This is a genomic window from Enterococcus sp. PLH-Efm8, assembly GCF_053011625.1.
Map to the genome: position 1 here is coordinate 1,058,697 of NZ_CP172568.1, position 19,771 is coordinate 1,078,467.

The following is a 19,771-nucleotide window of genomic DNA, read 5'->3' on the forward strand; positions in this document are numbered from 1 at the left end:
GGATATTCCGTCTTTTTTTATTTGATGCTGGAAAGTTTGCATTTCTCTCTTATTTTTTTTAAGGTATAATCATACTTGATTAAGAAAAAGGGGTCACTCAGATAGAAAAGGTGGGAGAAAGTGAAAATATTTAGACGAATACTAATTGGCTTAGTCATCATTTTAGGATTACTCGGTGGAGCCGGTTATTACTATATACAGCAAAATACGTACGAACCATCGTCAGAAGCGCAAGTGTTGGTAAAAGAAGGAAAAAACAAAGAAGATTACTTATTTTTTGAAGGAGAGAAAAAGAATCATGGAAATTCTCCATTACTTATTTTTTATCCTGGTGCTCTCGTAGAGCCAGAAAGTTATAGTATTTGGGCGCAAGATTTAGCAAAAAACGGCTTTTCAGTCGCTATTGTCAAAATGCCACTTGATCTAGCAGTGATGGGCGGAAACAAAGCGGATAAGGTCAAAGAAGATTTTCCAAATTCCGATTATGTGATCGGTGGCCATTCATTAGGTGGCGTAATGGCAAGTCGTTATGTCAATAAGAATCATTCAGACAAACATTTAAAAGGGGTATTCTTCATGGCAAGTTATCCCGACAAAAAAGGAACATTGACAGAATCAGCTGTTCCTGTTTTATCGATCACGGCGACAAAAGATAAAGTATTGAATCAGGAAGCTTATCAAGAAGCTAAGCAGTATTTACCGGAAAGAACAGAGTATGTATCAATCAATGGCGGAAATCATGGAGGTTTTGGCAGCTATGGTGAGCAAAAAGGAGATGGAGAGGCAGAAATTTCTAACGCAGACCAGCAAACTGTGATCGTCAATACATTGGAAAACTGGCTGAAAAAGTTGAAATAATATAAATGGGTCCTATAGGGTCCGTGAAAAAACTAGTCAATTAACTATAGATAGCAAATGAATCTTTCAAAATAAGTCGGGATTTCACGGAACAAGAGAAACAGATCCCGGCTTATTTTCAAGTTTAGAGAACTTAGTGTACGTTTTTAAAGTTTCGTTTATATTTATATTTTATTTTCTAATAAAATCGCTCGAACTGGACATTTTTGATACGCTTTTTTTACATATGTTTCTTCTTCCGGCATCACGAACTGTTGATGAGCCTCTGGTTCTTGGGCAAATAAAACGATTCCTTCTTCATCATAATCGAAAATATCTGGCGCTTCGATTTGACAAAGACCGCATGCAATACAGCGTTCAGGTACAAGTTTACATAGTAGTGACATTTCTAACCATCCTAACTTAAGGAGAATAATATGATTGTTTTTATTTTATCGCTATTTTCATCAGGACACAAGCTGCGGATTAGTTCTCTTTACCAACTCCTTGTGGGAAAACGAACGACTTCAGTACTTATTTATGGATTTACCCACGAACTTTTGTTTATCCATAACAGTTTTCCAGAATTGAAGCAGGATAAGTTTTATCAAATTTTGCAAAAAATTGCGCAGCAAGGTTGGATCGAAATAAATGAAAATGAAGCAAAGCTAACGCCTGCAGGGGCTGATATGTTGTCCGAACATCAAATAGAACATACTGGTTTGCGTTTTGACCGCTATGGCAGAACAGGGGAAACTAGTTGGCGGCTCATTAAATTTGCTGTTCAAGTAATTTCTAATCTGGCAACGGGTATTCAAGACTATCTTCCAGCAGAGACAAGTCCTTTTTATACTTTCCAACTAAAAAAATGGCTTAGTGAAAGCCAATTGCCACGTGAAATTTTGATTGATACTGCGTATGAGAGTTTGGTGCAGCTGTTTTCGGAGATACCAGAAGAAGCAGCAGATTTTTTAGCTAACCAATTATCTGGAAATGAGCGAACAGGGCTGCTTCCTTATCAGCTGGCAAAAAACAATGATGAGTCAGCGGTTTATCTGCAACAAAGCAGATGTATCCACCTTTTGTTAGCACAAATCGAAAAACGGCCAGATTCGCTTTGGCACGCTTTGATCGATTCATTATTACAGCAAAATTTCAATCAAAGCATGATGATCACCAAGCAGATGTTTATGAATGGTCAGACAATTGACCAGATTATGGCAATCCGTCATTTAAAAAGAGGAACAGTAACAGATCATCTTATTGAGTGGGCCTTGTTTTTTGATGATTTTCCATACGAGCGGATTCTCTCTGCAGAAACAATCGAACGTTTGGAACCAAATAAGGATTCCGTGCGAGAGTGGCGCTTTAGCGAATGGAATGTAGATGGACAATTAGATTATGGAGAATTTCGTTTGTATCAAATCTATCTATTGAGAAAGGAAGCGATACAGAATGTTAATAAATGAATTAAAAAAATATTTTGGATTTGATTCATTTCGTCCCGGCCAAGAAGAAATCATTCAGGCGTTGCTTGATGGAGAAGATACTCTCGCTATTTTGCCTACAGGAACGGGAAAAAGCCTTTGCTATCAATTGACGGGGTTTTTAATGGAAGGTCTGGTCATCATCGTGTCACCGCTGCTTTCTCTAATGGAAGATCAAGTGACGCAATTACAAAAACGAGGGGAGAAACGAGTAGCTGCTTTCAATAGTTTACTTTCGCAATCTGAAAGAAGATACGTCCTCCGTCATCTATCGCAATATAAATTTTTGTTTTTGAGTCCCGAAATGTTGACTAATCCTTCTCTTTTAGAGCATCTGAAAAAACAAAATATTGCGTTATATGTAGTAGATGAGGCTCATTGCGTGTCTCAATGGGGAGTTGATTTCCGTCCAGAATATCAACAGTTAGGAAAAATCCGAAAGCTTTTAGGAAACCCGGTCACACTGGCACTAACGGCGACAGCAACAGATTTAGTAGCAAGAGATATACGTCATGTACTATTTGATCGACCACCAAAAGAGATCAGACAATCAGTCAATCGGCAAAATATCTCGCTTTTTGTTCGGAAAACGCAGCAAAAAGAACAAGAACTTGAACACTTCATGGAAAGAGCACAAGGAGCGGCAATCATTTATTGTGCAACAAAAAAAGAAGTCGAACGATTGTATCATTTATTCAGGGAACGTTTTACAGTTGGATACTATCACGGTGGTCTTGATGCAGCTCAAAGAAGACAACTTCAACAGCAGTTTGTAAAAAATCAGCTGCAGTTTCTCATTGCTACGAATGCATTTGGTATGGGGATCGATAAATCTGATATCCGTTATGTGATCCATTATGATTTGCCAGACAGTCTAGAAAACTATGTACAAGAAATCGGTCGAGCAGGCAGAGATCAGGAAGAAAGTGCAGCAATTCTTTTTTATCAAAGTGGGGATGAACGTATCCATTATTTCTTTAATCAACTTTCTAGAGAACAGCGACAAAGTTTTGAGCTTTATTTGGAATATGCCACAGAGCAAGCTCCCTTTGATGAGCTGCAAAAAAAATGGATGGAGCTGATCCAGCAGTCTGAAAAACCAGAAAATTGGGTGGAACGGCTCAAACGTCAGGAAAAAGAAAAAGAATTCCGCCTGCAGCAGATGCTTCGCTATATTAATGAAGAAAACTGCCGCAGAAAATTCATCTTAGCTTATTTTGGCGAAAAACTCTCCGAAAAGCCGCAGAATTGTTGTGATATTGATGGAGCAAAAGCAGAACTTCTGCCAAAGAGGAAGCTTTTTTCTAAGACTGAACAACTTCATTGGGAAACGATTTTACTAAATTTATTTAAAAAAAACATGGAACATTGATTTTTTAGGACAAGACACTTTTTCCTATGGTATAATACACACGATAGAGTTTAGGAGGTAAAACAGTGAGCAGAAAAGATAGACATCAATCTACAGAAAATAACGAAACACAAGAACCATGGGAACAACCAATCTACGATACAGATGATGAAGTTTCATCAAGAAGTTCTCAGAGACAACAAAAGAAAGGAAATACATTATTTCTTTCGCTATTTTTGATTTTACTGGTCTTATGTATCGCTATTCCAGCAGGTGCTTATTTCTGGATCAGAAATGGATCAAGCAACAATGCAACAGCAGCAACTTCTTCTGAAACTTCGACATCAGTAGTAGAAAGTTCTACAAGTACAACAAAAGAGGAGTCAACTGAGACTTCAACAGTAGAATCTAGTACAATCGCGGAAGAATCTACTGTGTCTCAAGATACAGGTGTAACGTCAGAAAGCAGTATTGCAGCAGAGACAACACCGACTTCCTCAAGTGAGGCAACTTATCAAGCAGGGGATTCAAGCAGCAATGCAGCAGAAACAACACCTTCTTCATCAGCTGCAGCCGGTTCAACAACGACTGTTCAAGCAGGCGAAGGTCCAAAACAAGTGGCTGAGCGTGCAGGGATCACCACTGATCAATTGTTTGAATTGAATGGCTTAGATCCAAACAACTTTATGCTTTACCCTGGTCAAGAATTAAGAATTAAATAATAATAGCCGCGCTTTGCGGCTTTTTTTCTGAGAAAAAGGAGTTATATCATGACACAAATCAGTATTGCAATCGACGGGCCTGCTTCATCTGGGAAAAGTACCGTTGCCAAGATATTAGCAAAAGAATTGAATTATATTTATACAGATACCGGTGCCATGTATCGCGCAGTAACTTATTTAGCTATTACGAACAATGTATCTTTTTCAGATGAAGAAGGGCTAGTTTCGCTGATCAAAAAGTATCCTATCTCTTTTTCGCAACAAGAAGATGGACAGCATGTATTCATAGCATCAAAAGATGTGACTTTAGAAATCCGTCAACCAGATGTCACAAAAGCTGTTTCTGAAGTCTCTGCACATGGAAAAGTCAGAGAAGAATTAGTTGCTGTCCAACGAAAAATAGGGGAACGCGGTGGCGTTGTCATGGACGGAAGAGACATCGGGACAGCTGTATTACCGAATGCAGAAGTGAAAATCTTTTTAGTAGCAAGCGTAAGTGAGCGTGCAGAAAGACGTTTCAAAGAGAACCAAGAAAAAGGAATTCCGACTGATCTTGAAACACTGACGAAAGAGATACAGGAAAGAGACCATTATGATTCAACAAGGGACGTCTCTCCGCTGAAGCAAGCAGAGGATGCTGTTCGTATCGATACGACTGGCAAATCGATTCCAGAAGTCGTTGCAGCAATAAAAGCTGTTGTTTTGAAAAAAGGTTATCTTCTTTTTTAAATTAAGAAAAAAAATGAAAAACAATTGTTTTTTCAAGGAAAACGAACGAAATCGCTTTATTTTTTTTGAATAATCAATTAAACTAAAAACAGTACCGTACTTACGGCAGAATGTTGGTTAGGAGGACAAGTGTTATGACAGAATTTGATCAAAATCAAGAGAACAACCAGTCAATGGAAGACGCAATGAAAAGCGTACAAGAAGTAAAAGTTGGCGATGTTGTTAAGGGCGAAGTTTTAGTCATTGAAGACAAACAAGTGATTGTCGGAATCGAAGGGGCTGGAGTTGAAGGAGTCGTTCCGGCAAAAGAATTATCAACTTTGCCGGTAGAAGATATCAGCGAAGTAGTAAAAGTCGGTGATGTATTAGATTTAGTCGTTATCAGTACGATCGGCAAAGATAAAGAAAACGGCAGCTATCTACTTTCAAAACGCCGTTTAGATGCTAAAAAAGTTTGGGAAGATATCGAAAGAGATTTCCAAGAGGGCAAGGTCATCGAAGCACCTGTTACAAATGTTGTCAAAGGCGGTTTAGTCGTTGACGTCGGTGTACGTGGTTTTGTCCCTGCATCAATGGTGGAAGATCATTTTGTTGCAGACTTTTCAGACTATAAAGGCAAAACATTGAGCTTTAAAATCATCGAAATCGAACCATCAGAAAATCGTTTGATCTTATCGCATAAAGCGGTAGTGGAAAACGAAAGAGAAGAAAAGAAAAAAGAAATTCTTTCAACTATCCATGAGGGAGATGTTCTCAGTGGACGTGTTGCACGTCTTACTGATTTTGGCGCATTTGTCGACCTAGGCGGAATTGACGGTCTAGTCCATGTCTCAGAGATTTCACATAGTCATGTAGCAAAACCAAGTGATGTATTGGCTGTCAATGATGATGTAAATGTCAAAGTGTTGTCTATCAATCCTGAACAAGAACGTGTTTCCTTGTCAATCAAAGACACACAGCCTGGACCTTGGTCAGAAATCGATACAAAAGCTCCAGTTGGCACAGTATTAGACGGAACAGTTAAACGTTTGACAAGCTTCGGTGCCTTTGTTGAAGTGTTCCCTGGAGTAGAAGGGCTAGTCCATATCTCTCAAATTTCACATAAACATATTGCGACACCACATGAAGTGCTTCATGAAGGTGACGAAGTGAAAGTGAAAGTATTAGAGATCCATCCAGAAGAACATCGTATTGCATTGAGTATCAAAGCTTTAGAAGAAAAACCAGCTTCAGAAGAAGAACCAAAAAATGTTGAGTCTTATGAATTACCAGAAGAAAATACTGGATTTACTATGGGAGACATTTTAGGTGATGCGTTGAAAGAAGAAGTAGAAGAAAAAGCAACCGATGATTCTGAAAAATAATTGATTTTGTATCTGTGACTGAGATGAAAGCAGCTGCTTTTGTCTCAGTTTTTCTTTTGAAAAGCGATTAGTATTTCAATAAGGAATAAAAATACTTCGTTTAATTGACAATCTATGCTTGAAAGTTGGCAATGCATTCGTTAAACTAAGTGAGATTGGAAACTTGTGAGGAGGAAATAATATGGCAAATCCAACAATTGCAATCGTTGGCCGCCCGAACGTCGGTAAGTCTACGATTTTTAACCGCATCGCTGGTGAGCGTATCTCGATTGTCGAAGATACTCCTGGAGTAACTCGTGATCGTATTTATGCAAAAGGTGAATGGTTAGGTCGAGAATTCAGCGTGATCGACACAGGCGGAATTGATCTTGGCGATGAACCTTTTATGGATCAGATCAAGCATCAAGCAGAAATCGCGATTGAAGAAGCAGATGTAATCATTTGTGTAGTCAGCGGACGCGAAGGCGTGACAGACGCAGATGAGATGGTTGCGAAAATTTTATACAGAAGTAATAAACCAGTGATTTTAGCAGTCAATAAAGTAGATAATCCAGAAATGAGAAACGATATCTATGAATTTTATTCCTTAGGGCTAGGCGATCCTTATCCTGTTTCAGGAAGCCATGGACTAGGGATTGGTGATATTTTAGATGAAGCAGTGAAGTATTTCTCTGAAGAGACTGAAGAAGAGGACGACGACACGATTAAGTTTAGTTTGATTGGTCGCCCAAATGTTGGTAAATCCTCTTTGATCAATGCGATTTTAGGAGAAGAACGTGTAATTGTTTCGGATATTGAAGGAACGACCCGAGACGCAATCGACACCCACTTCGTTTCTGAAAGTGGTCAGAAATTCTTAATGATAGATACAGCTGGTATGCGTAAACGCGGAAAAGTATACGAAAATACTGAAAAATACAGCGTGATGCGTGCAATGCGTGCCATTGACCGTTCTGATATCGTTTTGATGGTACTGAATGCTGAAGAAGGGATTCGGGAACAAGACAAGCGAGTAGCGGGTTACGCCCATGAAGCTGGTCGTGGAATTATTATCGTCGTGAATAAATGGGATCTTGTAAAGAAAGAAACCAATACAATGCGTGATTTCGAACAAGAGATTCGTGATGAATTCCGGTATCTTGATTACGCTCCAATCGTTTTTGTTTCTGCAGTGACTAAACAACGGTTGGAACGTCTGCCTGAAATGATCGAACAAGTAAGTATGAACCAGAATCTTCGTATCTCTTCGGCTGTGTTGAATGATATCATTATGGATGCTGTAGCAATCAATCCAACACCAACAGATAAAGGAAAACGCCTGAAGATTTTTTATGCTACACAAGTCGCTGTCAAACCACCTACATTTGTCGTTTTTGTCAATGAAGAGGAATTGATGCATTTTTCTTATGAACGTTTCTTAGAAAATCAAATCAGAAAAGCATTTACTTTTGAAGGGACGTCCATCCGAATTATCCCTCGTAGGAGAAAATAGGCATTTTACCATATCGACGTTTTTTTTTCAAAAGAAAAAGACAGTTTCGTTTGTTACGTTTCTATGACTAAAAAAAGCATGTGAAAATTGGTAAAAACCTTGCTATTAAGCGGTTCATATGATATCGTGATAACAGAATATTGAAGTTAATCAATATTTCTTTTTAAACTTCTGGACCACTCAGAAAGTTTTAACTAAATGATATTTCTATCATATCTCTTGTGGAGGAGGTGAATCTATCCATGGCAAACAAAGCAGAATTAATCGAAAAAGTTGCTTCAGCTACTGATTTAACTAAAAAAGATGCAACTGCAGCAGTAGATGCTGTATTTTCAACTATTCAAGATGCTTTAGCTAACGGCGAAAAAGTTCAATTAATCGGTTTTGGTAACTTTGAAGTTCGCGAACGCGCAGCTCGCAAAGGTCGTAACCCACAAACTGGTGAAGAAATCGAAATTCCAGCTAGCAAAGTACCTGCATTCAAACCAGGTAAAGCATTAAAAGACGCTGTTAAATAAGACAGTTGAAAAAGCGCTTGTGGCTCTAGGGCTACAAGTGCTTTTCTTTTTATTTCCTAGCAGAAAAGGAATAAATAAGAGACAGAGATTCCGAATCCGTATGTCATACATAGAAAACACATGTATTTTATTTAATTTTTATTTATTTGCAAGTTATGAGGTGAGCTTTGCTCTTATCTTTTCTAGAATTTGCTTACTAATGGTAAAATAAAAATAAGAAGAGGAGGGATGCGTATGGAACTTGATTATCAAGTAGAAGATGCGTTGACGAAAGTGTTTTACGGAGAAACGCTAGTCAGTCAGCTAAGAGAACTTTCCATTGATCAGCCAATCTTATTTTTAACGAATCAGCGCTATTATGATTTGTTTGCAGATAAGATCAACCCGTTATTTGCAAATCAAGCAAACAATGACTGGTATATTTGTGCCAACACTCAATGCAATCATTTAACAGAATTAAAGAACCTGCTTGATTTCGTCAAACGCTATCCCGAAAATCAATCCATGTTTATCATCGGATTTGGAAATGAAGGGATCATGGATCTGGCAGGTTTTTTTCAAAAACATACAACCCTTGATTCATCACTATGGATGATCCCTGTATCGATCCGTTCTCTAAGCCGAGCATTAACACCGCAGCGGACGATTTTGCAGCTACCAAATCGTGTAGTGCTGCAAACCATCAATCTGCCAGAACGCATCGTTTATGATCAAACAATCAGCGAGCGGCAGGTGGACGGAAAGCAGATTGACTTTTTGACTTTTATCTGTTGCGGAATGATTTGTGATCATCGTTTTTTGCAAAATCTGTATAAAAACTATCCAAATAAAAAGCAATTAACGACTCGGCCGTTTGCCGGGATGATCGAAGAAATGATCTATTTTTATCAATTAGAGGCAGAAAACCTGTCAAATTATGGTAAACTGTTTGAACAAGCTTTTTATCTGACCGAAAATGGCCATCTACTTTCTGCTAGTATGAAAAAATTTTTAGGAATGATGTTTCATTTCGTGTGGAATCTCCAAGCATATCCTTTTGATTTCCAACTAAAAAACTTTTTTGTGTGGCTGGACTTGCTTGGCTATCCAATCCACTGGCTGGAACAGATTTCAAAGATGGAGTATTTGGAAAAAGTTCTTTTTTTGGCAGAAAAAAGCAAAAAAATACTTGTTTTAGAAAAAATAGGTATAATAGACGGATACCAACATCCAAACGAAAAAGAATTATTGAGAACAATGACGGTATTTCAACAAATCGTCAGTGAGATAAGAGGGAATTGAAATGAATACAAATAGCGAAAAAATGTTGCAAGCTTTATCAGATGAAGACTTGTCACAAGCACAAATCTTTTTAGAAAAAGCATTAAAAGAAGACCCAGCAGATATATTAGCTGAACTAGGCGAAGAATTGCTGGCTATTGGCTTTTTGATCGAAGCAAAACAGATTTTTGAACAACTGATCAACCAATACCCAGAAAATGACGGACTGAACATCCCGTTAGCAGAAATTGCAATCGAAGATAATGAGATCGACTTAGCTTTTGAATACCTGGAAAAAGTGGATAAGCAAAGTGATTACTATCCGCAAAGCTTATTGGCGATAGCTGATTTGTACCAAGTTATCGGAATCCCTGAAGTGAGTGAAGCAAAATTGAAAGAAGCAGCTGGGTTGCTTCCTGATGAACCATTGATCCAGTTTGCGCTAGCTGAATTGTATTTTTCAGTTGATCGTTTCAAAGAGGCAGCAGTGGTTTATGAAACATTGTTGGCAAGCGGGATAAATGAAATTTCAGGAATCTCGATGCAGGAACGTTTAGGACAATCCTTAAGTATGCAAGGAGAATTCGAAGCAGCTATCGTACCTTTAGAAGAAGCACTGAAAGAAGAAAGGACAGATGATCGACTGTTCCAGCTAGCTTTTACGAATCTTCAATTGAAAGAAAATCAGCAGGCAATCAACTATCTGGAAGAACTTCGAGAAGTTAATCCGCATTATCAATCGTTATATCTATATCTAGGACAAGCTCTTCAAGAAGAAGAAATGATTGAAGAAGCACAAACAGTGTTAGAAGAAGGAATCAAAGAAAATCCTTACCAAGTCGAACTTTATCACCTGGCCTCGGAAAATGCTTTCCGTCTGCATGATAGACAGCGAGCAGAAGAACTTTTACTGAAAGCTTTAGAAGTAGGAGACAAACAAGATGAAACATTACTTACTTTAAGTAATCTTTACTTGGATGATGAAAGATATGAAGATGTGATACAAGTGATCAATCAGATGGAAGAAACTGCTAATCCTTATGCAGAATGGAACCTAGCCCATGCTTATAATGAATTAGAAGACTTTACCGTTGCAGCTGTACACTATGAACAGGCTTATCATGAACTATCACATGAACCAGATTTCTTGAAAGAGTATGCCTTTTTCTTAAGAGAAGAAGGGCAGCTGAAAAGAGCGCAAGAATTATTGACTTATTATTTAACACTTGAACCAGGAGATATGGAGGCACTGTCATTATTAGATGACCTAACAGAGAGGTGAGAAAAATGCTAATTGATGTACGGGAAAAGAAGAATTTTTTAACGTGGATGGTCAATCATGTATCTTTTAGCCGAAGAGAAGTTTTTTGGATCTTGAATTATCTTGCCAATCATGAAGCGATTTTAAGCAATGTCCACTTTGTTGAAGGGGCGAATTTTGCGGATCGAGGACTGCAGATCAGTGATCTATCTGTTGAAGGGGAACCCATGAAATTGTTTTTGCAGGGAAAAGAATTTACGGACACAGACCAGATTTTTCATGAAATCCGTTTGAATTGGAAAAAGCCTTTATATGTGGAATGTATATTCGAAAATGCTTGGCAGACAAGAGAATATCTATCTATCTTAGAAGACAATCCATTTTCTTCTTGGGATTCTTCAGTCAGTGAAGAAGATACTGAATTAATTGAACGATATTTTCAAGAAAAAGAAGAAGAGGCAAAACTAAAAATGCTTTATGCTCAAATCGATCAAGCACTAGAAGATGGAGATAGGGATGCTTTTTTGAAATTATCTGATGAAGTTAACCGAAAGATCCTTTTGCAGACACAAAAGAAAAGTAACCGGGTAAGTGAACATAACAATTAGTTAAAAATAGTATAGTACTAAAAAAGACAAAGGTCAGCTGGATGTGGAATCTTTCCTCATAGCCTATCTTTGTCTTTTTTCTTATAGTTTTTTCAGTAATCTTGTCTGTGGCTTCAAATAAGTAAAGCCTTGCCCTTCCACTTCATGCACATTGATGATTGAAAGGAAAGCTTTTTCGTCAATCTCGTGGACGATCCTCTTAGCTTCAGTTAATTCACTAGAGCTAACGACCATATAGATGATTTTTTTTGAATTACCAGAGAATGCGCCTTCTCCAGAAAGGAAAGTCACACCTCTTTGCAGACCGGTCATCAGTAGTGGTGCAATCTCTTCGCTTTTGTTGGAGACGACAAGTAGACCTTTTGCAGAATATCCGCCATCTAAGATCGAATCAATCACACGACTGAAAACATACGAAACAATCAACGTATACATCATACGTTTCAAGTCGATATAGGTTAATGAAGCAAGTAAGACGATGATATCAAATGCCAATAGGGAACGCCCCATAGTGATGCCGTAATTTTGTTCTAAAATCCGAGCGATAATATCACTGCCGCCTGTTGTTCCACCCATGCGGTAGACGATCCCGCTTCCTACACCTGCAACTAAACCCGCAAGTAGAGAAACGATCAGTAGATCATGCTGTAAATTGATTTCTAGTGGAACCCTTTGCCAGATCCATAAAAAGAATGACAAAGAAAGTGTACCTAGAACAGTATAGGCCAAGGAACGTTTACCGAGGATCTTTCCTCCTAGTAAAATCAATGGGATGTTGATTAATAAAGTCGTATAAGCTGGATCAATACCAAATAAAGCTCTTAAGATCAAGGTGATCCCTGAGACTCCCCCTTCTGCTAAATGATTAGCGATGTTCAAGTAAACAAGACCAAATGCATAAATACTTGTTCCTATAATGATAAAAAGAACTTCTTTTACTGTTTTTCGTTTGACCATATGAATTCCAGCTTTCAATTATGTATTTTCACAGAATTTCCATTTAGAAATTCCTTCCTAAATGTAGCATGGAAATTCGATTTTCTCAATTGCTCTTATCTAGGATTTGCGTTAAAGTTTTGGTAAGATAGTTTTGGAGGGAAAAAGATGGATAAAAAGCGTTCTTTATACAGTATGCAGCAGGAAGTGGATGAATATATCCAGCAATTCAAGGTGGGGTATTTCTCTCCATTAGCTCAGATGGCTCGATTAACTGAAGAAGTAGGTGAATTGGCAAGAGAAGTCAACCACACTTATGGAGAAAAAAGCAAAAAGGCTTCTGAACCAGTTAACTCGGTAGCAGAAGAACTTGGTGATGTTTTATTCGTTACGATGATCATGGCTAATTCATTGAATATCGACTTAACTGAAGTTTTTGAAAAAAACATGGAAAAATTCAATCAAAGAGACCATAATCGCTTTGAGCGTAAGGACGAGTAAACAAGATGAAGTGGTCCTGGCCTTGAAGACTCTGAAACGGACTTGTCAAACAGTCACCATGCAACTGAGTCTTTATCTCAGGACAAGAAACACGCAGGAAAGGTTGGAAAAATGAAATTAAAACAATTACCTCTGGAATACCAAAAGGCAATTCCAGTTCTGAAAAAATTAGAGAATGCAGGATATGAAGCTTATTTTGTAGGTGGAAGTGTTCGTGATATCTTGCTGAACCAGCCAATCCATGATGTGGATATCGCAACAAGCGCATTTCCAGAAGAAATCAAACAGCTTTTTCCAAAAACGATAGATATTGGGATCGAACATGGAACTGTGTTGGTATTAGAAAATGATGAACAATATGAGATCACCACATTTCGGACGGAATCAACTTATCAGGACTACCGTAGACCAGATCATGTCGAATTCGTTCGTTCGTTGGCAGAAGATTTGAAAAGAAGAGATTTTACGATCAATGCGTTTGCTTTGAAAGAAGATGGAGAAATCATCGATTTGTTCGATGGTCTGCAAGATCTAGAAGAACAGATCTTGCGAGCTGTAGGCAATCCTCATGAGCGGTTCCATGAAGATGCCTTACGAATGATGCGCGGGTTGCGTTTTGTCAGTCAACTAGGGTTCAAATTAGAGGAAGAAACCTTCTACGCCATCAAAGAAAACCACGAGCTATTAGGTAAAATATCTGTAGAACGTATAAATGTGGAATTCATCAAGATGCTCTTGGGAAATGAACGGGCCGCGGGAATCCATGCATTTATTGAAACAGAGTGCTACATTTGCTGTCCCGGTTTGAAAGAAGAAGGCGAAGCACTTTTACGTTTTGCTGAATTACCATCCGTCCCATTGAAAGAAGAGAGCCAAGCATGGGCATTATTGATCAGCCAACTGGATCTAAAAGAAAATGAGATTCGTTCCTTTTTGAAATCGTGGAAGTGTTCTAACCAAATGATTAAAGACGTTCAAGCACTTGTCCAAGGACTACGACAACGAGAAACTGGAGCTTTGGAACCATTCGAATTGTACTTCTTAGGCAAAAAACATGCACTGCAAGTAGAAGAATTGATGATCTATTTTGACGAAACACCTCAGATGGATGCCGTAGGAGAATCCTATGATCGTTTACCTATCAAGTCATTAAGCGAATTAGCAGTAGATGGTAAAATCTTGCTAGAAGAAACTGGAAAAAAACCTGGTAAGTGGGTTAGTGAAGCTTTGCAATTAGCTGAAAAAGCCGTCGTAGAACAAAGAATAAAAAATGATAAAAAACAGGTTTTGGATTTTTTATCGAAAGAAAAATTGATTTAAAAAACACTAGACTGTATCTGCTCAGCTTTGTTGGCTACTTAAAGTGGGCAGATACGTCATTAGAAGAAAAAACATAAGATGTGACCACTTACATAAATTTGTGCTAAACTGAGGTAGTACAAGAATAAATTACATCATAAAGGAGTCTTTTTAATGAGTAAAGAAATGACAGCGCTAAAATTTTATTTTAGAAATGGAGAAACCTGGACGATCAACCGCCGTCATATCGGCGATCTTTGGATCAAACAAATCACAACAAGTTTTGGACGAATCAATGGCAGTGAATTTGTTGAAATCCATCCGTGTGCTGGATTTAAAATCGAAATCTTCCATGAAGGGGACGCAGTTGCGACACATGATATCAACCTAGGCGGACTGGAAATGGGCATGTTTAATCGCGCATTGAAATACGAAGATATCGAGCGAATGGAAATCCTTTACCGAAATGGCACACCTGATCTTGTGTACTTCCCATATCTAGATAAAGGAACAGAAGGATTAGACAATCAATATCAATCAACAAAAATCAGCGAAAAAACAGGTAACTTGTATATCGTGATCAATCCAGATCAACGTGTAGAAGATGTATACGGGGAATTTTTCGAATAAATCGATTTTTACGCAAAAATGAGGCTGTGAAAGAGATGTGTCTTATTACTACTGATAGGCTGTCTCTTCCACACCGTTTATTCAGAATAAGGGACTGTGACAAGATTTTTGTCGCAGCCCCATTTTTTTGTTGTGATAAAAGAACAAGAAAGGCAGGAATGGGAAAGTAAACATCCTTTTGTCAGAAACTTTTATCTTTCTTAAGTTTTACTTGATATCTGATACTATTTGGAATAGAATGAGGCGTTGAAAAATTTATGGAAATTTCTAACTAGCAATAAACGATGAAACAATGAAATATTTTTCATCCAAAAAGAACTTTGCTATAATGATGGAAGTTTGTGTATAGGAGATCTGGAAAATGAGAGAGAGTTTTGAACAACAAAAAAAACTGTTGCATGATCGCTATGGCGCCCTTTCGATGGATGACCGCCGTCAAATACTTTGTAAGTTGCGTAAAAGAAATATATTGATGTATCGTCAGTTGGAACGTCTGAAACATGATCTGCTTCGTTTGGAGTCAAAACGTGTACAGTGTGAATTAGAGGGGAACCAAACACAGGTTGAAGTAGTCGAAACCAAAATTTTAAAGAAAAAAGAACAATTTTTAAAAATGCTTACACAAAATAAAAAATAAAGGGGATGGACGATGGAATTTGCTGAGTTAGTTATTGTATTTGCAGTAACGATCACCTTATCGAACATAGCTAGCCGCATTTTGCCAATGATTCCAGCTCCACTGATCCAAATTTTCCTTGGAGTGGTATTAGGTCTGACAGAGTGGGGACAATCAATCGATTTTGAACCTGAATTGTTCTTAGTTATGATTATTGCACCATTGTTATTTAGAGAAGGAGAAAAAGCAGATATTTCTTCGATTCTCAAAAATTTCGGGACAATTTTGTTCTTGGCATTTGGAGGAGTCATTTTGACCCTTGTCGGGGTAGGTGCGACGTTATCATTCCTGTTGCCAAGTGTCCCACTTGCTGCCTGCTTTGCTTTTGGAGCAGCGTTAGGTCCGACAGATGCGGTAGCAGTCAGTTCTCTTTCTGGACGAGTGAATATCCCTAAAAAGGCGATGCATATTTTGGAAGGAGAAGGTCTTTTGAATGATGCATCTGGTGTTACTGCCTTCCAGTTTGCTCTTGGTGCGCTGATCACCGGATCTTTTTCAGCAGTAAACGCGGGGATGAGTCTAGTAGTTTCTAGTATTGGGGGAGCTTTGATCGGCTTTTTGCTTGTCTGGTTCAAACAAAAAATAATTCATTTGATCGAAAAAGCATCAGCACAAGATGTCACAGGGTATCTGCTGATCGAACTTTTGCTTCCTTTTCTAGCCTATGTATTGGCAGAGGCATTTGATGTATCTGGAATCATTGCTGCAGTGGCAGCAGGTATTCTCCAAGCTTCTGGTTTTAGGAAAATCTCTGTGTTTGATGCAGAATTGTCGAGCTTGTCCCACAGTACATGGACAACTATTGCTTTTACACTGAATGCATTAGTATTTATATTTTTAGGAATCGAATTGACGCAAGTGTTCTCGCCAGTATGGGGAGACGGTTTATATCCAAACGGTCTTTTATTAGCGATTATCGTATTAATCTCTGTCATGCTTTTTGTGATCAGATTCATTTCTATCAGTCTTTTTTATGTATTCAAAGATGGCAGTAAAAAGTTCAAAAAACAGTTGAACGAGATCTTGATCTTAACATTTGGCGGTGTAAAGGGAACAGTCAGTTTGGCTACGATTTTTATTTTGCCATTTTCAATCAATAATATGATGTTTTACCAGCGGTCTTTGCTTTTGTTTCTGACGGCGGGTGTCATCTTAGTGACTTTGGTCATAGGGATCATTGTCTTGCCTATGCTGACGGAAACAGAGGAAGCGAAAAGCACGGATTTGAATGCTTTGATGATTTTAGAAGAGGTCGTTGAAGTTTTGCGAAAAGAAATAAAGGAAATTGATCGTAATACAAAAGAATTTTTAGCCACTGAAGCAGTGATAGAAAATTATCAAGAACGGATACGTGATCTGTACTTGGAAGATTTAACCGATGATGAAAAGCAAGAAGTACAAGAAATACAAGCACTGATTTTGTCGATCGAACGGGATGGATTGGATGAAAGTTATCGTTCGGGCAAGCTTTCTTCTAATGGTTATCGTTTTTACTCCCGTTTTCTTTCTCGATTCGAACATTCTATCACAAGCCAGATTTTGTCTTTTATCGGCTTTTGGTTCATTGTTGTCCGTAGGTTAATGCGAATCGTTCTCCATCCGAAAATGTTTTGGCAAAGAAGATATGCTGATCGTCAGACATTTATTAGTGATGAAGATATCCAAGAAATCAGAGAGACATATCAAAAAAATACTCAGTTGATTATTGAAAGTTTAGATAACTTGACTGATATTTATGATGAAACGATGGTTCAATTTTTTATCCAGCAACGCAAACTTGAAGGAATAAAAATGAACTCGGGGAATTTGATTTCTTCGTGGATGATCCAGCAAGATAGTCTGTTTACGAAAAAAATGCTAAGAGGTTATTATCTTGAAAGAAAAATCATTGATGAATACGAAGTTGCTGAAAAAATCACGACGTTTTCTGCGAACAGCTATCGCAGGAATATCAATTTGTTAGAATCTTATACGATGAACAAACCATCTGATAACTTTTCTTTCCGATTTGCGTTTCGAGCAAAGTCAAAAAAAACGAGTCCAATAAAATAAAAAGGTAAAAATTTTCAAGTTTTATAAAAAACAAAACATATCAGAACAGGATCGAATCGGTCCTGTTCTTTTTTTGAGAACACAAAAAGAACAAATACCAAAAAAATTTTCCTGAAGTTCACTATTTTTATGATACAATATCCAAGATAAGGAGGGAACATGTTGAAAGAATTAAAAGTAACTGACCTCAAAAAAACTTATGGTGAAAAAGATTTGTTTGACCAGATTTCTTTTTTGGTCCACGAAAAAGACCGTATCGGGTTGATTGGGACGAACGGGACGGGTAAAACAAGTCTCTTAAATATTATTGCCGGTATCGATAGCAGCGACGGTGATCGGCAAACAGTGTTTTATCCAACTGATTACCGTATTGGTTATCTTTCTCAAGCAGCTGAATTTTCCGATGAATTAACTGTTCTCCAAGCAGTCTTTCAAGGAAACAGCCCCTTGATCCAAACTGTTCGAGCATATGAGGAAGCATTGATCGAACTAGGGGAAAACGGAGAAGACCCTGATGTGCAAAAACGTTATGCTAAAGCAGAAGAACAAATGAATAAAGAAGATGCTTGGACTACAGATACCAACGCAAAGATTATTTTGCAAAAATTAGGAATCAGTGAATTAGATAAAAAAATCAGTACTTTATCAGGTGGTCAGAAAAAACGAGTTAGTCTGGCGCAAGTGTTGATTGATGAACCCGATTTACTATTACTAGACGAACCAACAAACCATTTAGATTATGAAGCGATCGAGTGGTTGGAAAACTATTTGAAACAATACCGTGGCGCACTATTGATGGTTACCCACGATCGTTATTTTCTAGATAGAGTAGCAAACCGAATCTTCGAACTTTCATTTGGAAAATTATACGAGTATAAAGGAAATTATGAAGCTTACGTCTTAGAAAAAGCAGAACGTGATCGTGTAGAAGTAGAACAAGAAGAAAAGCGCAAGCGGCTTTATAAACAGGAATTAGCTTGGATGAGGGCTGGCGTACAGGCACGTGGCACCAAGCAGCAAGCACGGATCAACCGTTTCGAAGATCTAAAGGAGAACTTGTACCAAGTAAACCAAGAAGATGATTTAGAGCTGAACCTAGCGACACAACGTTTAGGGAAAAAAGTACTGGAAATCAAAGATGGCAGTTACCGTATAAATGACCAAACACTGCTAGAACATTTAGATTTATTGATTCAATCTCGGGAAAGACTAGGTATTACTGGTAAAAATGGTGCGGGAAAATCGACATTGCTTAATATTCTAGCTGGCAGAATTCCCCTGGATAGCGGTACAATGTCTATCGGTGAAACGGTTCATCTTGCGTATTATACACAAGAAAATGAAGAAATGGCACCAGATAAACGGATGATTGCTTACTTACAAGAAGCTGCTGAAGAAGCAAAAACAGCAGATGGCAGTCAAATCGGAGTAGCAGAATTACTTGAACGATTTTTATTTCCAAGATTTATGCATGGGACACTGATAGGCAAACTTTCAGGCGGAGAAAAACGCCGGTTATTTTTGTTGAAACTGCTGATTCAGCAACCTAATGTTTTATTATTGGATGAACCGACCAATGATTTGGACATAGCAACATTGACGATTTTGGAAGATTATTTTAGAAGTTTTCCAGGTGCTGTGATCACTGTTTCCCATGACCGTTATTTCTTGGACAAGGTAGCAGATAAGTTATTAGTATTCCAAGGAAACGGAAAACAAGAACTTTATTACGGAAACATGTCCAGTTATTTACTGAAGCAAAAAGAGACCCAGCAGCCTGCTGAAAAAGCGAAACCAAAAATACAGAGCAAGGAACCTGCTGAAAAGAAGAAATTATCTTACATGGAACAAAAAGAATGGGAAACGATTGAAGATGAGATTGCAGAACTTGAAGAAAAAATCTCATTGCTCCAAGAAGAGATGAATCATCAAGGAGATAATTTCACTCGATTACAAGAATTGCAAAACGACGTATCTGAAACAGAAGCACAACTTGAAGAAAAAATGGCACGGTGGGAATACTTGAGTGAATGGGTAGAAGATTAGGA

19 protein-coding genes are annotated in these 19,771 nt (G+C 38.0%); 17 read left to right on the plus strand and 2 right to left on the minus strand.

The annotated features are described in order from the left end of the window. Nucleotides 1-120 precede the first annotated feature (120 nt). Complete coding sequence (locus tag ACIFUW_RS05285; protein WP_002298138.1) at nt 121-858, plus strand: alpha/beta hydrolase; 738 nt, start codon at nt 121-123, stop codon at nt 856-858. A 164-nt stretch (nt 859-1,022) separates the two neighbouring features. Here the strand turns inward: ACIFUW_RS05285 and ACIFUW_RS05290 are convergent, their stop codons facing one another. Beyond that, on the minus strand, nt 1,023-1,244 hold the full coding sequence (locus ACIFUW_RS05290) for a ferredoxin (RefSeq protein ID WP_002294401.1): 222 nt from the start codon (nt 1,242-1,244) through the stop codon (nt 1,023-1,025). Between the two features lie 30 nt (nt 1,245-1,274). On the opposite strand from ACIFUW_RS05290, the gene ACIFUW_RS05295 reads away from it, so the two are divergent. The 10 genes from ACIFUW_RS05295 to ACIFUW_RS05340 all read left to right on the plus strand — a co-directional run bounded on the left by ACIFUW_RS05295 (nt 1,275) and on the right by ACIFUW_RS05340 (nt 11,629). Beyond that, nucleotides 1,275-2,306: a helix-turn-helix domain-containing protein gene (locus ACIFUW_RS05295; protein ID WP_002298137.1), complete on the plus strand. Its 1,032-nt coding sequence runs from the start codon at nt 1,275-1,277 to the stop codon at nt 2,304-2,306. Further along, nucleotides 2,293-3,696 (plus strand): RecQ family ATP-dependent DNA helicase, encoded by a 1,404-nt coding sequence (locus ACIFUW_RS05300; RefSeq protein WP_085811438.1) that lies wholly within the window; start codon nt 2,293-2,295, stop codon nt 3,694-3,696. The genes ACIFUW_RS05295 and ACIFUW_RS05300 overlap by 14 nt, the downstream gene beginning before the upstream one ends. A 65-nt stretch (nt 3,697-3,761) precedes the next feature. Further along, nucleotides 3,762-4,397, plus strand: coding sequence for an SAG1386/EF1546 family surface-associated protein (locus ACIFUW_RS05305; protein WP_002294404.1), 636 nt, complete (start codon nt 3,762-3,764; stop codon nt 4,395-4,397). A 48-nt stretch (nt 4,398-4,445) separates the two neighbouring features. Further along, on the plus strand, nt 4,446-5,126 hold the full coding sequence (cmk, locus tag ACIFUW_RS05310; protein ID WP_002303123.1) for a (d)CMP kinase: 681 nt from the start codon (nt 4,446-4,448) through the stop codon (nt 5,124-5,126). A gap of 134 nt (nt 5,127-5,260) precedes the next feature. Continuing rightward, nucleotides 5,261-6,490, plus strand: a complete 1,230-nt coding sequence (rpsA, locus tag ACIFUW_RS05315) for a 30S ribosomal protein S1 (protein ID WP_002294406.1) — start codon at nt 5,261-5,263, stop codon at nt 6,488-6,490. A gap of 181 nt (nt 6,491-6,671) precedes the next feature. Next, a complete protein-coding gene (gene der, locus ACIFUW_RS05320; protein ID WP_002296982.1) occupies nt 6,672-7,982 on the plus strand; it encodes a ribosome biogenesis GTPase Der in 1,311 nt (436 codons plus the stop codon). Nucleotides 7,983-8,224: 242 nt separating this feature from the next. Further along, nucleotides 8,225-8,500 (plus strand): HU family DNA-binding protein, encoded by a 276-nt coding sequence (locus ACIFUW_RS05325; protein WP_002290178.1) that lies wholly within the window; start codon nt 8,225-8,227, stop codon nt 8,498-8,500. A 234-nt stretch (nt 8,501-8,734) separates the two neighbouring features. Then, nucleotides 8,735-9,781, plus strand: coding sequence for a hypothetical protein (locus ACIFUW_RS05330; protein WP_002294410.1), 1,047 nt, complete (start codon nt 8,735-8,737; stop codon nt 9,779-9,781). A gap of 1 nt (nt 9,782) precedes the next feature. Then, nucleotides 9,783-11,042, plus strand: a complete 1,260-nt coding sequence (locus tag ACIFUW_RS05335) for a tetratricopeptide repeat protein (RefSeq protein ID WP_002289879.1) — start codon at nt 9,783-9,785, stop codon at nt 11,040-11,042. Nucleotides 11,043-11,047: 5 nt separating this feature from the next. Further along, the gene (locus ACIFUW_RS05340) at nt 11,048-11,629 is read left to right on the plus strand and encodes a ReoY family proteolytic degradation factor (RefSeq protein WP_002289878.1); all 582 of its coding nucleotides are present in this window, start codon (nt 11,048-11,050) and stop codon (nt 11,627-11,629) included. An 81-nt stretch (nt 11,630-11,710) separates the two neighbouring features. On the opposite strand, the gene ACIFUW_RS05345 is transcribed toward ACIFUW_RS05340, so the two are convergent. Further along, the gene (locus tag ACIFUW_RS05345; RefSeq protein WP_002294412.1) at nt 11,711-12,586 is read right to left on the minus strand and encodes a YitT family protein; all 876 of its coding nucleotides are present in this window, start codon (nt 12,584-12,586) and stop codon (nt 11,711-11,713) included. Between the two features lie 147 nt (nt 12,587-12,733). On the opposite strand from ACIFUW_RS05345, the gene ACIFUW_RS05350 reads away from it, so the two are divergent. The 6 genes from ACIFUW_RS05350 (at nt 12,734) to ACIFUW_RS05375 (ending at nt 19,769) form a co-directional block, all read left to right on the plus strand. Next, nucleotides 12,734-13,066 carry a nucleotide pyrophosphohydrolase gene (locus ACIFUW_RS05350; RefSeq protein WP_002290045.1) on the plus strand — a complete coding sequence of 111 codons (333 nt, stop codon included), beginning with the start codon at nt 12,734-12,736 and terminating at the stop codon, nt 13,064-13,066. Between the two features lie 111 nt (nt 13,067-13,177). After that, nucleotides 13,178-14,386 (plus strand): CCA tRNA nucleotidyltransferase, encoded by a 1,209-nt coding sequence (locus ACIFUW_RS05355; protein ID WP_002294414.1) that lies wholly within the window; start codon nt 13,178-13,180, stop codon nt 14,384-14,386. A 153-nt stretch (nt 14,387-14,539) separates the two neighbouring features. Continuing rightward, on the plus strand, nt 14,540-14,995 hold the full coding sequence (locus ACIFUW_RS05360) for a hypothetical protein (protein WP_002290187.1): 456 nt from the start codon (nt 14,540-14,542) through the stop codon (nt 14,993-14,995). Nucleotides 14,996-15,356: 361 nt separating this feature from the next. Continuing rightward, entirely contained in the window at nt 15,357-15,632 is a 276-nt protein-coding gene (locus ACIFUW_RS05365; protein WP_002290188.1) for a hypothetical protein, read from the plus strand. A gap of 12 nt (nt 15,633-15,644) precedes the next feature. Continuing rightward, a complete protein-coding gene (locus tag ACIFUW_RS05370) occupies nt 15,645-17,723 on the plus strand; it encodes a cation:proton antiporter (RefSeq protein WP_002288388.1) in 2,079 nt (692 codons plus the stop codon). Nucleotides 17,724-17,885: 162 nt separating this feature from the next. Next, nucleotides 17,886-19,769: an ABC-F family ATP-binding cassette domain-containing protein gene (locus ACIFUW_RS05375; protein WP_021414906.1), complete on the plus strand. Its 1,884-nt coding sequence runs from the start codon at nt 17,886-17,888 to the stop codon at nt 19,767-19,769. The last annotated feature ends 2 nt before the right edge of the window (nt 19,770-19,771 follow it).

Bases quoted from the DNA above. Each gene is read 5' to 3' on its own strand.
- ACIFUW_RS05290 (WP_002294401.1), bottom strand. From the start codon at position 1,244: ATGTCACTACTATGTAAACTTGTACCTGAACGCTGTATTGCATGCGGT.
- ACIFUW_RS05295 (WP_002298137.1), top strand. From the start codon at position 1,275: ATGATTGTTTTTATTTTATCGCTATTTTCATCAGGACACAAGCTGCGG.
- ACIFUW_RS05300 (WP_085811438.1), top strand. From the start codon at position 2,293: ATGTTAATAAATGAATTAAAAAAATATTTTGGATTTGATTCATTTCGT.
- cmk (WP_002303123.1), top strand. From the start codon at position 4,446: ATGACACAAATCAGTATTGCAATCGACGGGCCTGCTTCATCTGGGAAA.
- rpsA (WP_002294406.1), top strand. From the start codon at position 5,261: ATGACAGAATTTGATCAAAATCAAGAGAACAACCAGTCAATGGAAGAC.
- der (WP_002296982.1), top strand. From the start codon at position 6,672: ATGGCAAATCCAACAATTGCAATCGTTGGCCGCCCGAACGTCGGTAAG.
- ACIFUW_RS05325 (WP_002290178.1), top strand. From the start codon at position 8,225: ATGGCAAACAAAGCAGAATTAATCGAAAAAGTTGCTTCAGCTACTGAT.
- ACIFUW_RS05330 (WP_002294410.1), top strand. From the start codon at position 8,735: ATGGAACTTGATTATCAAGTAGAAGATGCGTTGACGAAAGTGTTTTAC.
- ACIFUW_RS05335 (WP_002289879.1), top strand. From the start codon at position 9,783: ATGAATACAAATAGCGAAAAAATGTTGCAAGCTTTATCAGATGAAGAC.
- ACIFUW_RS05340 (WP_002289878.1), top strand. From the start codon at position 11,048: ATGCTAATTGATGTACGGGAAAAGAAGAATTTTTTAACGTGGATGGTC.
- ACIFUW_RS05345 (WP_002294412.1), bottom strand. From the start codon at position 12,586: ATGGTCAAACGAAAAACAGTAAAAGAAGTTCTTTTTATCATTATAGGA.
- ACIFUW_RS05350 (WP_002290045.1), top strand. From the start codon at position 12,734: ATGGATAAAAAGCGTTCTTTATACAGTATGCAGCAGGAAGTGGATGAA.
- ACIFUW_RS05355 (WP_002294414.1), top strand. From the start codon at position 13,178: ATGAAATTAAAACAATTACCTCTGGAATACCAAAAGGCAATTCCAGTT.
- ACIFUW_RS05360 (WP_002290187.1), top strand. From the start codon at position 14,540: ATGAGTAAAGAAATGACAGCGCTAAAATTTTATTTTAGAAATGGAGAA.
- ACIFUW_RS05365 (WP_002290188.1), top strand. From the start codon at position 15,357: ATGAGAGAGAGTTTTGAACAACAAAAAAAACTGTTGCATGATCGCTAT.
- ACIFUW_RS05370 (WP_002288388.1), top strand. From the start codon at position 15,645: ATGGAATTTGCTGAGTTAGTTATTGTATTTGCAGTAACGATCACCTTA.